Here is a 14,410-nt window from a genome sequence, read left to right on the forward strand (position 1 = left end):
GAAGCCGAATTGAGATTGCGTGTTACCCCCGCTTGGGAAACCGTTGAGGTGTGCCAGACGTTGTTCAGACGGGGAATGTGACCTGATGGTTCATCTCGTAAGCGGGGTTTAAGCCGGTATGGTGCTTCATGCCATGAATCAGGACGACCGACTGGGTCCATACCGACTGCTGCGGCGGCTCGGTGAGGGCGGCATGGGCGTGGTCCACCTGGCCGTCGACCCGCAGGGGCGGCAGGTCGCGGTGAAGGTGCTGCGCTCGGAGGTGGCGGGCGACGAGGTCGCGCGCCGCCGGCTCTCGCGCGAGGTGGACACCATGCGGCGGGTGCGCAGCGAGCACATCGCCGAGGTGCTCGACGCCGACGTCACCGGCCACCGCCCCTACATCGTCACCCGCTACGTCCCCGGCCGCCCGCTGGACGAGGTCGTCAAGCAGGACGGCCCGCTGGACCTGCCCGCGCTGCTCAAGGTCGCCTACGGGGTCGCCGCGGCGCTGGCCTCCGTGCACTCGGTCGGGGTCATCCACCGCGACCTCAAGCCGGGCAACGTGCTCATCCTGGACGGAGAGCCCGTCCTCATCGACTTCGGCATCGCGCAGGCGGTGGACGCCACCAGGCTCACCCAGACGGGCATGTTCATCGGCACGCCCGGCTACCTCGCCCCGGAGATCATCGAGGGCCACGAGGCCGGTCCCGAGGTGGACGTGCACGCCTGGGCGGGCACCCTGGTCTTCGCGGCCACCGGCGAACCGCCCTTCGGCAAGGGCACGCTGGAGATGATCTTCTACAACATCACCGCGGGCAAGGCGAACGTGGCCGGCGCGCCCCGGGAGCTCCAGCCGGTGCTGCGCGCCGCGCTCCAGCGCGACCCCGCCAAGCGGCCCCCGGCCGCCGAGCTGGCCGCCCAGGTGGGACGCCTGATGCCCCCGGCCGGCCGGCAGAACCGGCCCCGCGTCCCCGACGAGATCACCACCGTCCCGCGCTTCGACGACTCCGGCCGGCCGGTCACGGGCGGTCACGGCGGCACGGGCGGTCACGGCAGTACCGGGAACCCGGGGTACGGCACGGGATCGCTGCTGCCGCCGGACCCGGGGGAGGTGCCGACGCCGGTGGCCTCCCGCCCGGCAGGGGCCGCACCGGCCACGCCCTGGCCCCCGGCGCCCGCGGTCCAGCCGCGCGAGTACGTCTCGCTCCTCGACGACCAGGCGCCCGACCCCTGGCCCACCCGCAGGGTGACCCCCGAGGAACTGCGCCAGGCGACCGGTGCTCAGGCTTCGGGCGCCCAGGCTCCCGGCGCTCAGGGTCCCGGCGCCCAGCCCGCCTCCCACGAGCTTCCCACCGGAATGCTGGACCCGGAGGACATACCGACCGGCCGGGTCCGTGACCGGGCCGCACGGACCGGCCCCGGCGCACCCGGGCAGCCCGGCTCCGGGGCGTCCGCCCGGACCGGCTCCGGCATCACCGGAGAGCTGGGCGCCACCGCGCCGGTGGCCGACGGGGACATCCCGACCCAGCGGGTCCGCCCGAGCGAGCTGCCCGAGCACCTGCGCGGCCGCGGGCCGGCGCAGTCCGCCCGGCCGCAGTCCTCGCCGCAGCAGTACTCCCAGCCGCACGCGCAGCCGGGTCCCCCGCCGCACGCGCAGCCGTACCCGCAGCACGTCTCCTACGAGCAGGCGCCGCACCTGCGGCAGTCCGCCTCGCCGCCGCCCTACCCGTACGCGCACCCGCAGGCCTCGCCGCACCAGGCGCCCGCGCACCAGCCGCCCGGGCTCCACCCGGGTCAGCGGCCCGGCCACGCGCTGCAGCGCTCCAAGGCGTACGGCGTGGCGAGCACGCTGCTGCTGGTCGCCGTGACGGTCGCGGCCGTCATCGCCCCGATCGCCGTCGCCGCCGTGGCGGTCCCGGTCGCGATCCTGCTGCGCGCCGCCGACATGGCCCAGCCGGTGCTCAACACCCGCCGGGCGGCGGGCGCCGCGGCCGCCGACGTGCTCCGGGTGCTCGGCCGGCCCGGCGCGCTGCTGAAGTCGGTCGGCGTCACCGCCGCGCTCGTGCCGTACGCGCTCATCCTCGGCCTGCCGGTGACGCTGCTGCTCACCGTGCTGGTCCCCGCCATGCCCGTCACCAACGCGCTCAGCTGGGGTGCGGCGGTCGCCCTGTGGACGGTCTGCGCGGGTCCCGGCGTCGAGGGCCCCGGACGCCAGATGCGACGTACGCTGGCATCACTGCTCCCGTCCCGGAGCGCGGCCATCATGACGGCCGCGGCGCTGGGCGCGGTGGCCGCGCTGATGGTCTTCCTCGCCGTGGGCACCGTGGGCGAGCGGGCGCGGGAGGCGACGTGGACACCCGTCGACGTCGACAGGGTGGTGACCGAGCTGACGAACCTACGGGAGCAGGCGCGATGACGGGGGACACGCGGACGCCGGAGCGGCTGGGGCCGTACCGGCTGCTCAGGAAGATCGGCGAGGGCGGCATGGGGGCCGTCCACCTCGGGCTCGACGAGGACGGCCGCGAGGTGGCCGTCAAGGTCCTGCACCCGCACGTGGCCGCCGACCTCAAGGCGCGCGACCGGCTCACCCGCGAGGTGGAGACCATGCGGCGGGTGCGCAGCCCGCACGTCGCGGCGGTGCTGGACGCCCAGCTGACCGGCGCGCAGCCGTACATCGTGACCCGCTTCGCCCCCGGCCGCACGCTGGAGGAGACCGTCCTGGAGGACGGCCCGCTCCCCGCCGACCGGCTCATCAGGCTGGCCCAGGGCATGTGCGCGGCGCTGGTGGCCATCCACGCCGCCGACGTCATCCACCGCGACTTCAAGCCGGCCAACGTGATGCTCGTCGACGGCGACCCGCTGGTCATCGACTTCGGCATCGCGCACCTGGTCAACGCGACCCGGCTCACCCAGACCGGCATGTTCGTCGGCACCCCCGGCTACCTCGCCCCGGAGATCATCCGGGACTCCGAGATCACCCAGGCGGCCGACGTGCACGCGCTGGCCTCCACGGTCTTCTTCGGCGCGACCGGCAAGCCGCCGTTCGGGACCGGGAGCTTCGAGGTCGTCTGCTTCAACATCATGGAGGGCCGGGCCAACATCGACCTGGCCCCCGCGTGGCTGCGCGGCTGGCTCCGGCAGGCGCTGGACGTGGACCCCGCGGCCCGGCCGAGCGCCCAGCAGCTGCACCGCATGGCCCGCGCCCTCGACCCGGCGGTGACGGCCTTCCACGAGGAGCCGCCGCCGACGGCCGTGCTGGACCCGGGGACGAAGGTGCTCGGCGGCCCGCCGCCGCCCCCGCCGAACGGCACCCGCGTGCTCGGCGGCGCCCCGCCTCAGCCGGACGGCACCCGGGCGCAGAACGACGCCCCGCCGCCGCCCGGCGGGCAGGTCCCGCCGCCGCCCGCGAACGGCACCCAGGTGCTGCCGCAGGACGCGACCTACTCCGACCTGCTCCCGCCGGTGGAGTACGCCAAGCCCGACCGGCGCGAGCGCAGGGCCCGCGAGCCGCGGGCCGAGCCGGGCCGCGGGGCCGGGCCCGGCAGCGCCGGGCAGGCCGGGGCCGCCGCGCCGCCGCCGTACGTCCCGGCGACCCCGCCGCCGTACGTGCCCGCCCCGCCCGGCGCCCGCCAGCCGGGCTTCGCGCCGCCGCCCTACGCCGACCAGCGGGTCGCCGGGTACCCGGCGCCGCAGCCGACCGGCCCGGCCCGGCCGTACGCGCCTCCGGCCACCCAGCCCCGGCCCTTCACCCCTCCGGCCCAGCCCCGGCAGGACCGGCAGCCCCGGCAGGACAGGCCTCCGTACCGCACCGGCCACCCGCTGGCCGGTGCGCTGCTGCTGACGATCGTGGTCGCGCTGGCCTGCGTGCTGCCCGTCGTCGTCAGCGCCTTCGCGCTGGTCGCGGCGGTCTGCCTGCGCGTGGGCGAGTACCTCTTCGGAGACCTGGCCCAGCGCCGCTCGGTGCGGGGCAGCAGCGCCTCCGACCCGCTGCTCGCGCTGATCGGCACGCCGTGGGCGCTGGTCAAGGCCGGAGCGGCCACGCTGGTCAGCGGCCCGCTGGCCGCGATGTTCGGCATGTGCGTCTGGGGCGCGCTGGTCTACATCGGGCAGATGGACACCGACCCGGCCGCCGCCTACGCGGCCGGCGCCTTCGTGGCCGGGCTGTTCGTGCTGCCCGGCGGCGGCAAGCCTCGCAAGGCCGTCTCCCGGGTGCTGAGCGGGGCGATCCGCAGCCCGGGCGCGGCCATGGTGACCACGATCGTGCTGGGCACGATCGCCTTCTTCACGGTGATGGCCGCGCTGGGCATGGTCCCGTCCTTCGCCCCCTGGGAGCCCCCCTCCCAGGTGGTGGAGAGGCTGACGACGCAGTGGCGGGCGCAGGCGCACGAGAGCGCGATGGGCGTGCTGGACCTCGTCGGAGGCCTCGTGGACGACCTGCTGAAGAGCGTCGGCCTCGGGTTCCTGACCTTCTGGAAGTAGTGCTTCTCCCGGTGGAGGCCGGACTGTGGAGATCCGGGTACTGGGCCCGGCCGAGCTGATCGGCGACGACGGGCGCCCCCGTGCGGTCGGCCCGCTCAAGCCCCGGATGCTGCTGGCGGTGCTGGCGCTGGCCGAGGGGCGGCCGCTGGCTCCGGCGGTGCTGATCGACCGGTTGTGGGGCCGGGACGCCCCGGCCGAGGCGACCGCCTCCCTGCACGCGTACGTGTCGAACCTGCGGCGGGCGCTGGAGCCGGGACGCCGGCCGCGCACGCCCAGCCGGGCGCTGGTGCTGGGACCGGCGGGGTACGCGCTGGCGGTGGAGCCGGAGCGGGTGGACGCGTCGCGGTTCGTACGGCTGGTGGCGGAGGCCGGGCGGGCGGGCGACCCGGTCGTGGCGGAGCGGCAGGCCGCGGCGGCGCTGGCGCTGTGGCGGGGGACTCCGTACGCGGAGCTGGACGGGCAGGAGTACGCGCTGGCGGCGCAGGCGCGGCTGGAGGAGGCGCGGGAGCGGGCGCGGGAGCTGCGGGTGGCGGCGGTGCTGGAGCAGGGCCGCCACGACGAGGTGCTGGGTGAGCTGGAGGCGCTGACGGGCGAGCATCCGCTGCGGGAGCGGTTGTGGGGGCTGCGGGCGCTGGGGCTGTACCGGGCCGGGCGGCAGGGGGAGGCCCTGGCGGTGCTGCGGACCGCGCGGCGGGTGCTGGCCGAGGAGCTGGGCATCGATCCGGGTGATGAGCTGCGGGGGCTGGAACGTGACATCCTGGCGCAGTCGCCGCGGCTGCGCCTCGGCGCGGCCGTCGTCTCCGGGACGGCGGCCGGAGGACTCGGAGCGGCGGCCGGTGAGGGGCTGGCCGGCCGGGTGCTGGCGGGACGGCGGGGAGAGCTGGCCGCGCTGGAGGAGGCGCTGGCCGGGGCCGAGGCGGGGCGGCCGGGGTTCGCGCTGGTCACCGGGGAGCCGGGGATCGGTAAGACCCGGCTGGCCGAGGAGCTGGCGGCGCGGGCGCGGGCGCGCGGTCACCTGGTGGCGGTGGGCCGGTGCGCCGCGATCGAGGGGGCGCCGGCGTTCTGGCCGTGGACGATGGTGCTGGAGCGGCTGGCCGAGGTGGTGGAGCCGCTGCCGGAGGCGGTGCGGGCGAATCTGCCGGGGGCGGGGTCGGCCGATCGGCCGGATCCGGAGGGGGCGCGGTTCCGGACCTACCAGGCGGCGGCGCGGGTGCTGGCGGCGGCGGCCGCCGTACGGCCGGTGCTGGTGGTCCTGGACGACCTGCACTGGGCCGACCCGTCGTCGTTGCGGTTGCTGGGCTATCTGGCCGAGACGGCGGGCGAGGGACGGCTGCTGGTGGTGGGCACGGCCCGGGACCTGCCGTCGGCCGAGGGGGCGCTGGCGGACGCGTTCGAGTCGCTGGCGCGTCGTCACGCCGTGCGGCTGCCGCTGGCCGGGCTGAGCGCGGACGAGCTGGCCGCGCTGGCGCCGGGGCTGGCGGAGGAGGAGGTCCGGGCGCTGCGGGAGCGCACGGGCGGCAACCCGTTCTTCGCCACCGAGCTGGTGCGTTATCTGGGGGCCGCGCCGGGGTCCGCCGCGGGGCCGGGGGGATCCTGCGTGCGGGGGGTCCTGCCGCTGGGCGTGCGGGACGTGGTGCTGGGCCGGGTGGGCCGTCTTCCGGAGGCGGCGGCCGAGGTGCTGCGGATCGCGGCGGTGGTCGGGCGGGAGTTCGAGGCGCCCGTGGTGGCGGCGGTGGCGGGGCTGGGGGCGGAGGAGGTGCTGGACCGGCTGGAGCCGGCACTGGCGGCGGCGCTGGTGGTGCAGGGGCGGCCGGGGCGGTTCCGGTTCGTGCACGCGCTGGTGGCCGAGGCGCTGGCGGACGCGGTGGCGCCGTTGCGGCGGGCGCGGTTGCACGCGCGGGTGGCCGAGGCGATCGAGGCCCGCACCGGGAGCGCCGGGGCGGGAGCCGACGGGCTGGCTGTGGTGGCGCACCACTGGCTGCTGGCGGTGCCGGCCGGGCACGTGCGCCGGGCGTGGCCGGCGGCGGTGCGGGCGGGCCGGGAGGCGATGCGGCTGCGCGCCTACGACGCGGCGGCCGGGCTGCTGGAGCGGGCGGCGGCGGTGGCCGCCGGGGACGCGGAGCTGAGCGCGGCCGAGCGGATGGACGTGCTGTTCGCGCTGGCCGATGCGCGGATCGGGGCGGGGGACGCGCGGGGGCAGCGGCTGGTGCTGGAGGAGATCCGGGCGCTGGCGCGGCGGGCGGGGGACCGGCGGCGGTGGATCGCGGCGGCGACCGGGTACGGCGGCCGCATCCTGCAGCCCTGGGAGACCTACGGGCGCTACAACACGGAGCTGGTCGGCGAGCTGCACGAGCTGGTCCGGACGGACGGCGCGGGACCCGCCCGGTGGGTCCCGCGGCCGGGCGGGGGAGACGGCGCGGACCCGGCGCGGCAGGGCGCGGAGGAAGGGCTGGACCCCGTCTCCCGGGCGCGGGCACTGGCCTGCCTGGCGGTGGAGACCTACTACCGGACCGGCCCCGATCCGGCCGAGCGGGAGCGGTGGAGCCGCGAGGCGGTGGAACTGGCCCGCAAGGAGAACGACGCCACCCTGCTGGGCCGGATGCTCTTCGCCCGGTTCACCGCCCTGCTCAACGCCGACGCGGTCGGCGAGCGCATCGAGGCGGCCGAGGAGATGGTCGCGGCAGGGCGGGCGGCGGGGGACGACGAACTGCTGGCGACCGGGCTGATCTGCCTGGCGGGGGCGTTGCTGGAGACCTTGCGGGTGGGCCGGGCGCTGGGGGCGCTGGCCGAGGCCGAGGCGCTGGTCGAGCGCTCGCAGCTGCCGTACCTGCGGATCATCCTGGGCTGGCTGAGGCTGGGGGTGGTGGCCGGCAGCGGGGACACGGCCGGGGCCGAGGCGCTGCTGGCGGCCACCGCGGCCGAGCACCAGGCCACCTCGATGTGGGGGGCGGAGGTGACCATCGCCGCGGGGACGCACCAGGTCGCACTGCTGCGCGCCCGGCAGGGCACCCTCGCCCCCGGTGCCCTGGAGGCCCTGGAGGCCCCGGGCGACTGGCCGGAGCCGCTGGAGGAGGTCATCCGGGAGGCCCGCGCCGCGCTCCAGGTCGCCTCGGGCCGGCCGGACGAGGCGAGGAGGACGATCGGCCCGTGGGAGCGGCAGCGGCCGATCCCCGACACCTTCCTCCTCCTGCACCGCCTCGGCATGCGGGCCGAGATCTGGTCGGCGCTCGGTGACGAGCGGGCGTGCGCCGAGCTGTACGCGCAGGCGCTGCCGTACGCCGACCGGATGGTGATGGGCGGCCTCAGCTCGGTCATGTGGCCGATGAGCCGGTCGTTGTTCCTGCTGGCGCGGGCGCTGGGCGATCGGGAGGCGGCGCTCCGGCACGGGGGGCACGCGCTGGCGGTGGCCCGCGAGATGGGGGCCGGCGCCCTGGTCGCGCTCATCGCCGCCGAGCTCGCCTAGCGGGACCGGGCGCCCCCGGCGCCGGCTCCGGAGAACGGTCCCGGCCGGTCGTCTCCCGGCCGGGCCGGCGCGGTCAGCCCCACAGGTAGGCCATGCGCCGCTCGTAGCGCCGCCGGACCAGCCGGTTGACCAGGAGCAGCCCCTTCGGCGCGGTCCTGCGCAGGTGCTCCTCGACCTCCGGGGGGAGGTCGGAGGTGATCCAGGGAACCAGCTTGAGCATGCCGGACAGGCCGTACTCCTTCTGGATGCCCTTGTGCCCCTCGGCGTCCTCCTCCGGCGTGATGTGGGCCATCATCAGCGGGATGCCCTCGGTCTCCTCGTGCGCCAGGTGGGCGCCCAGGACGTCGCCCAGCGAGCGCAGCGCGGTGACCAGCCGGGCCCGGCCCTCCTCGGTGGGGCGGGCGGCGAACGCGGCGAAGGCCGTCTCGCTCTCCCCGATCCACCTGTCCGCCTCGGCGTGCTCGGCCTCCAGCGCGTCGATCACCTCGGCGGCCTCCGGCGCCCGCCGCCGGAGGCGGGGCCAGACCGTCTCGTCCTCCGCCGTGTGGTGGTGGTGCAGCACCAGCAGCACCCACGTCAGGTGCTCGTGCAGCGCGGTGATCCGCGCCCGGTCGGCCAGGCCGACCCGGCCCGCCGCGACGAGCAGGCGGCCGAGGTCGCGGCGGAACCCGTAGTGCGCCAGGTACATGTTGGTCATGTCCAGCGGGCCGGGAACCGCCGCGGCCTGGCCGGGAAGCACGATCTGAGGGACGCCGGGGTGGCGGGTCGCGGTCATCGCCGTCTCCTTCGCAGGGGTGGATGGTGACAGGTTCGCCGCGACATCTTGGGCGGTTCTTGGCGATCCACCTCAAGTCGGCTTCAAGCCGGTCCGCCCGGAGGGAAGACCGGGAGCGCCCCGTGTGTGTTCCGTGTCCGTGAACGGGCGGATTCTTGTAATCCCGCCGTGCGAGACGGCCCTGTCTGGGGCACGATGAGGGGGACAGGCCGGAGGGAGTCGCATGGGAGCGCCGGACGGTGATCGGCTCGGCCCGTACCGCCTGCTCTCGCCCCTGGGGGCGGGAGGCTTCGGCGAGGTCCACCTCGCGCTGGACCCGGAGGGGCGCACGGTCGCCATCAAGATCCTGCATCCGCACGTCGCCGCCGACGAAGGGGCGCTGACCCGCCTGGCCCGAGAGGTGGAGGCCATGCGGCGGGTCCAGGGCCCGCACGTCGCCGAGATCCTCGACGCCTCGCTGACCGGCGGGCGTCCCTACCTGGCCACCCGCTACGTCCAGGGCCGCCCGCTCGCCGCGGTGGTCTCCGGCGACGGCCCGATCAGGGGCGACGAGCTCGTACGGCTGGCGCGCGGCCTCGCCGAGGCGCTGTCCGCCGTCCACGCCGCCGGAGTGATCCACCGGGACCTGAAACCCGGCAACGTGATCCTGACCGACGGCGAGCCGGTCGTGATCGACTTCGGCATCGCGTGCATGCTCGACTCGGCCTCGGTCACCACGTCGGGGGCCGTCCTGGGCACGCCCGGCTACCTGGCCCCGGAGATCCTGGAGGGCGGCGAGACCGGGCCCGAGGCCGACGTCTTCTCCTTCGCGGCCACGCTCGCCTACGCGGCCACCGGGCGGCACCCGTACGGCACCGGCCCCGCCGCCGCGGTCGGCTACCGGGTGGTCCACCACGAGCCCGACCTGGACGGCGTGCCGCCCTGGCTGGAGTCGCTGCTCCGGGAGTGCATGGTGCGCGACCCGGCCGCCCGGCCGCCCGCCAGCATGCTGCTGGCCCGGCTGGGCGCGGCGGCCCCCGTCGTCCGGGCGGCGGCCCCGCAGTCCCACCCGGCCTTCGCGGCGGCCGAGATCCGGGAGCCGGTCCAGGAGACGGCGGCCCGCCGCGTCCCGCGCGGCGGGGTGCACAGCCTCACCACCAGGGAGTGGCGCCCGGGCCGCGGCCGCGGCACCGGGGCGGCGGCGCCGGATGAGGTCCGCGCCCGACGCCGTGCGGTGGTCCACCGCCGTTGGGTCGTCGGCACCGGCCTGCTCGTCGCGCTGGCCGCCGCGGCGGCCAGGAGCCCGCTGCCCGAGGCCTCGCTGCTGCTGCTGACGATCTACGGTTCGGTCATGCTCGTCGACGGCGGCGTCGCCCTGTTCGCCCGGCAGAACCGCTCCCGGCTCGCCGTGGACCTCGCCGGCGCCGGCGGGTCCATCGCGCTGTGGGCCGTGCTGGGCGCGCTCTTCAGCCCGCTCACCCTCGGGCTGGCGCTGGGAACGGTCGTCTTCGTCCTGGTCGTGCTCCTGCTGAGCAGTTGACCGCCCGGTCCGCGGGTAGGAGGGGGAGTGCCGCCCGCCGCTTCCGGAACATAGTTCGGTATGGTGGAGGACGGCTCGCCGGGTGACGACCGGCCCCGTCGGCGCATGCCGTACGGGCCGGTGGTTTGCGCCTAAGCTACCGATGGGTAACATGATGCCGGGGGACCAGGACGGGCACGATCCCGGCCGGGCCACCCGCTGTCACAAGCCCCTCGGGCACCTGGCAGTCTTGGCACCACGCGCACGTGCCCCGCGTGCGCGTACCGAGCATCCGGCGCCGGCCGCGACGAAGCGGTGGCGCACGCGAACACGGGAGGTCGGCCACCGGCCATGAACATCGTCGTCTGCGTGAAGCAGGTCCCCGACACGGCGACCGAGCGCAAGCTGAGGTCCGATGACAAGACGCTCGACCGCGACGCCGCCGACGGCGTCGTCAACGAGCTCGACGAGTACGCGGTCGAGGAGGCGCTGCGGCTCAAGGAAGCTCACGGCGGTGAGGTGACCGTCCTCACCATGGGCCCCGACAAGGCCAGCGAGACCATCCGCAAGGCCCTGGCCATGGGCGCCGACAAGGCCGTCCACCTGGTGGACGACGCCCTGCACGGTTCCGACGCCCTGGGCACCTCCTACGCTCTGGCGCAGACGCTGAAGAAGATCGGGTTCGACCTGGTCGTGCTCGGCTCCGAGTCCACCGACGCCCGCACCGGCGTGCTCGCCGCGATGCTGGCCGAGCGCCTGGGTGTGCCGCAGCTCACCTTCGCCAACAAGGTCGAGGTCAACGGCACGTCCATCGCGATCCAGCGCGTCACCGACTACGGCTACGACAAGGTCGAGGCCGTGCTGCCCGCCGTCGTCTCCGTGGTCGAGAAGATCAACGAGCCGCGCTACCCGTCCTTCAAGGGCATCATGGCGGCCAAGAAGAAGCCGGTCGAGAAGCTGGGCGTCGCCGACGCCGAGATCGACGTCGCGCAGGTGGGCCTGGCCGGCTCGTGGAGCGAGGTGGCCGACTTCGCCGCGGCCCCGCCGCGCGCGGCGGGCACGGTCGTCAAGGACGAGGGCGACGGTGGCGTGAAGGCCGCCGACTTCCTCGCGTCGAAGAAGTTCGTCTGAGAACGGGGGTTCAACTGAGATGTCCGAGGTTCTCGTTCTCGTCGAGCACGTCGACGGCCAGGTCAAGAAGGTCACCCTGGAGCTGCTGACGCTCGCCCGCAGGCTGGGCGCGCCGTCGGCGGTCTGGGCCGGTCCGGGCTACTCCGCCGAGGCCAAGGCCAAGCTGGCCGAGTACGGCGCCGAGAAGATCTACGTCGCCGACTCCGCCGACATCACCGACTACGTGGTGGCGCCCAAGGCCGAGCTGCTCGCCCAGCTCGTCTCGTCCGCGTCCCCGGCCGCGGTGCTCGTCGCCGCGACGGCCGAGGCGAAGGAGATCGCCGGCCGGCTGGCCATCAAGACCGACTCCGGTGTGCTGACCGACGCCGTCGGCATCGGGGAGGGCCTGGTCGCCGACCAGTCCATCTTCGGCGGCGGCGTCAACGTGCAGTCCCGCGTGACCAAGGGCACCCCGATCATCGCGGTCCGCCCGAACGCGACCCCGGTCGAGGCCTCCGCCGGCGCGGGCGCCGAGGAGCAGGTCTCCGTCGCCGTCTCCGACGCCGCCAAGGGCGCCAAGGTCGTGGACCGCGTCAAGGAGGAGAAGGGCGCCCGCCCCGAGCTCACCGAGGCCGCGATCGTGGTCTCCGGCGGCCGCGGCGTGGGTTCCGCCGAGAACTTCTCGATCATCGAGAAGCTGGCCGACTCGCTCGGCGCGGCCGTCGGCGCCTCCCGCGCCGCCACCGACGCCGGCTGGTACCCGCACCAGTTCCAGGTGGGCCAGACGGGCAAGACCGTCTCGCCGCAGCTCTACATCGCGGCCGGCATCTCCGGGGCCATCCAGCACCGGGCCGGCATGCAGACCGCCAAGACGATCATCGCGATCAACAAGGACCCCGAGGCGCCGATCTTCGAGCTCGCCGACTTCGGTGTCGTGGGCGACCTCAACCAGGTCGTCCCGCAGCTGACCGACGAGATCGCCAAGCGCAAGTAGGTCCTCCACCGGCCCGGACCCGGGCCGCGGACCGCCGGAACGGCGCCGCACGGATCCTCCGTGCGGCGCCGTTCCCGTGTGCGCCCCGCCCGGTTCCGGTACGGCGGAGCCCGGTCCCGGGCGGGCCGGCCTCAGGCGGCCGGGGTGAGCACGCGGCCGGCGGCCTCGGCCGGGGCGGCGGGGGCCGTACCGGAGCGGGGCAGGAGGCGGCCGGTCACGGCGATCAGGACGCCCAGCAGGACGGCGATGCCGAGCGCGGTGCGGATCGAGGCCAGGTCGGAGACGAAACCGATGACCACCGGGCCGAGGAGCAGCCCCGCGTAGCCCAGCGCGCCCGTCTGGGCGATGGCCGGACCGGGGTTGGCGGTCGTCTCGCCCGCCAGGGAGAAGGCGATCGGCGAGATCGTCGCCACCGACAGGCCCACCAGCAGCATGGCCGGGACGGCGACCGCCGCCGAAGAGGCCGTGACGACCACGGCGAAGGTCGCGGTGGTGGCCAGACCGGAGCCGGTGATCATCCTCCGGGCGCCGAACCGGGCCCGGAGGCGGTCGCCGGCCAGGCGGCCGAGCAGCATGCCCGCCTCGAAGACCGGGTAGCCGAGCGCGGCGACGGCCTCGGAGGCGCCGAGCGCGTCGCGAAGGTAGAGGCCGTTCCAGTCGGCCACCGTGCCCTCGACCATGAAGGCGCAGAACGCGATGGCACCCAGCAGGTACACCACCGGGGGCATCCGGCGGCGGGTCCCGGCCCCGGCGTCCGCCGGCTCGGGGGCGGGGTCGGGCAGGTAGGTGCGGCTGAGCGTGGCCGCCGCGGGCAGTGAGACCAGGGCGACCAGGGTCAGGTGGGCCGTGAACGAGAGGCCGGCCGCGATGGCCGCGGTGCCGAGCAGGCCCGCGGAGATCGCGCCCGCGCACCAGCCGGCGTGCATGCCGTTCATCAGCGGGCGGCCGTGGGCGCGCTCGACCGCCGCGCCCTGCGCGTTCATCGCGATGTCCAGCGCGCCGAACGCCAGGCCGAACAGCGCGGAGGCGACCAGCAGCAGCGGGAACGACGGCGCGAACGCGAGCATGGCCAGGGTGACGGCGCAGAGGGGGGCGGCGACCCGCAGAATGCTCCGGCTGCCGAAACGCCGCATCACGCTGCGCATCGACTGCATGGTCACCAGCGCGCCCAGACCCCACGCGAGCAGGGAGATTCCGACCGACGTCTCGGACAGGCCGAGCTTGTCGGACAGTGCGGGCAGGCGCACGGTCATCGATCCACACATCAGTCCACCGAGAACAAAAGTGAGGATTGCCCCGTTACGGGCAGTCCTCAGGTCGCGGGTCATGACGTAATCCCTTCTATGGAGGTTTCCGGCCGCCGTCAGGTGGGCACAGAAAATCCGGTCGCTTCCGCGCGTGCGGAAGCGACCACCAATATTCACGGAGAGTAATCATCGCCGGAGCCGAACGGACGGCCCGGCGGACGGGTGTGGACGGCCGGGCATGCGGTGGTGGCCGGGCATGCGGCGGTGGTCGCCGGACGGGTCCGGTGACCGGGTGGGCGGACGCGGATGCGTGGACGGGGCGGCCCGTGCGGCCGGCGGTCAGCCGGGCAGCAGCGCCAGGAGCCCTCGTTTCAGTTCCGCGTAGCGGCCGTCGTCGTAGAGGCCGGGGTCGTGGCTGGCCACGTCCCACAACCCCTCGCAGGCCAGGCGGACGATCTGCGCGGCCGCCGGGTCCGGTTCGGTCTCCAGCCCCTCGCGGTGCCAGCGGGCCATCGCCTCGCGCAGCGGTGCGAGCAGGTAGAGGTTGCCGGAGGCGCCGGTGACCACCGCCCAGCGCCGCAGCCGGCCGCTCTGCACGGCGGCGAACGTGGCGGCCAGGTAGTTCTTGGTGTAGGTGTCGTGGCCCTGGGCGGCGACGAGTTCGTCGAACTCCTCGATCAGCCGCTCGACCATGCCCTTGATCAGGGCTTCCTTGGTGCTGAAGTGGTAGAGCAGCCCGCCCTTGCTGCAGCCCGCGCGCTCGGCGACGGCCGCCAGGGTGAGCGCGGAGGATCCCTGGTCGGCCAGCAGGTCCTCCGCCGCGTCCAGCAGTTCCTCTCGTCTCATGGTCTTTACTGTACCG

The 14,410-nt window shown here is 75.4% G+C and carries 9 protein-coding genes; 6 read left to right on the forward strand and 3 right to left on the reverse strand.

From position 1 onward, the window contains the following. The first annotated feature begins 133 nt into the window (after positions 1-133). Genes FHS22_RS37955 through FHS22_RS11300 form a run of 3 tightly spaced genes read left to right on the forward strand, consistent with a single transcriptional unit; the run spans position 134 to position 7,924 of the window. The gene (locus FHS22_RS37955; protein ID WP_260407865.1) at positions 134-2,398 is read left to right on the forward strand and encodes a serine/threonine-protein kinase; all 2,265 of its coding nucleotides are present in this window, start codon (positions 134-136) and stop codon (positions 2,396-2,398) included. Further along, complete coding sequence (locus FHS22_RS11295) at positions 2,395-4,461, forward strand: serine/threonine-protein kinase (RefSeq protein ID WP_184940861.1); 2,067 nt, start codon at positions 2,395-2,397, stop codon at positions 4,459-4,461. Before FHS22_RS37955 ends, FHS22_RS11295 begins: the two co-directional genes overlap by 4 nt. Before the next feature lie 25 nt (positions 4,462-4,486). Continuing rightward, positions 4,487-7,924 carry an ATP-binding protein gene (locus tag FHS22_RS11300; protein WP_184940862.1) on the forward strand — a complete coding sequence of 1,146 codons (3,438 nt, stop codon included), beginning with the start codon at positions 4,487-4,489 and terminating at the stop codon, positions 7,922-7,924. A gap of 73 nt (positions 7,925-7,997) precedes the next feature. Here FHS22_RS11300 and FHS22_RS11305 read toward each other — a convergent pair whose 3' ends face one another. Beyond that, on the reverse strand, positions 7,998-8,699 hold the full coding sequence (locus FHS22_RS11305; RefSeq protein WP_184940864.1) for a hemerythrin domain-containing protein: 702 nt from the start codon (positions 8,697-8,699) through the stop codon (positions 7,998-8,000). A gap of 223 nt (positions 8,700-8,922) precedes the next feature. On the opposite strand from FHS22_RS11305, the gene FHS22_RS11310 reads away from it, so the two are divergent. From FHS22_RS11310 to FHS22_RS11320, 3 genes are all read left to right on the forward strand, one after another. Further along, positions 8,923-10,218 carry a serine/threonine-protein kinase gene (locus FHS22_RS11310; RefSeq protein ID WP_184940866.1) on the forward strand — a complete coding sequence of 432 codons (1,296 nt, stop codon included), beginning with the start codon at positions 8,923-8,925 and terminating at the stop codon, positions 10,216-10,218. Positions 10,219-10,548: 330 nt separating this feature from the next. Then, on the forward strand, positions 10,549-11,328 hold the full coding sequence (locus FHS22_RS11315) for an electron transfer flavoprotein subunit beta/FixA family protein (protein ID WP_184940868.1): 780 nt from the start codon (positions 10,549-10,551) through the stop codon (positions 11,326-11,328). Positions 11,329-11,347: 19 nt separating this feature from the next. Further along, complete coding sequence (locus tag FHS22_RS11320; RefSeq protein ID WP_184940869.1) at positions 11,348-12,301, forward strand: electron transfer flavoprotein subunit alpha/FixB family protein; 954 nt, start codon at positions 11,348-11,350, stop codon at positions 12,299-12,301. Positions 12,302-12,432: 131 nt separating this feature from the next. Here FHS22_RS11320 and FHS22_RS11325 read toward each other — a convergent pair whose 3' ends face one another. After that, entirely contained in the window at positions 12,433-13,554 is a 1,122-nt protein-coding gene (locus tag FHS22_RS11325; protein WP_377296435.1) for an MFS transporter, read from the reverse strand. Between the two features lie 333 nt (positions 13,555-13,887). Further along, the gene (locus tag FHS22_RS11330) at positions 13,888-14,394 is read right to left on the reverse strand and encodes a TetR/AcrR family transcriptional regulator (protein WP_184940873.1); all 507 of its coding nucleotides are present in this window, start codon (positions 14,392-14,394) and stop codon (positions 13,888-13,890) included. Between the last annotated feature and the right edge of the window lie 16 nt (positions 14,395-14,410).

This window comes from Thiemannella venezuelensis, from assembly GCF_014203605.1.
Classification (GTDB): Bacteria; Actinomycetota; Actinomycetes; order Streptosporangiales; family Streptosporangiaceae; genus Planomonospora_A; species Planomonospora_A venezuelensis.

Bases quoted from the DNA above. Each gene is read 5' to 3' on its own strand.
- FHS22_RS11295 (WP_184940861.1), top strand. From the start codon at position 2,395: ATGACGGGGGACACGCGGACGCCGGAGCGGCTGGGGCCGTACCGGCTG.
- FHS22_RS11315 (WP_184940868.1), top strand. From the start codon at position 10,549: ATGAACATCGTCGTCTGCGTGAAGCAGGTCCCCGACACGGCGACCGAG.
- FHS22_RS11330 (WP_184940873.1), bottom strand. From the start codon at position 14,394: ATGAGACGAGAGGAACTGCTGGACGCGGCGGAGGACCTGCTGGCCGAC.
- FHS22_RS11325 (WP_377296435.1), bottom strand. From the start codon at position 13,554: ATGACCGTGCGCCTGCCCGCACTGTCCGACAAGCTCGGCCTGTCCGAG.
- FHS22_RS11320 (WP_184940869.1), top strand. From the start codon at position 11,348: ATGTCCGAGGTTCTCGTTCTCGTCGAGCACGTCGACGGCCAGGTCAAG.
- FHS22_RS11305 (WP_184940864.1), bottom strand. From the start codon at position 8,699: ATGACCGCGACCCGCCACCCCGGCGTCCCTCAGATCGTGCTTCCCGGC.
- FHS22_RS11310 (WP_184940866.1), top strand. From the start codon at position 8,923: ATGGGAGCGCCGGACGGTGATCGGCTCGGCCCGTACCGCCTGCTCTCG.
- FHS22_RS37955 (WP_260407865.1), top strand. From the start codon at position 134: ATGAATCAGGACGACCGACTGGGTCCATACCGACTGCTGCGGCGGCTC.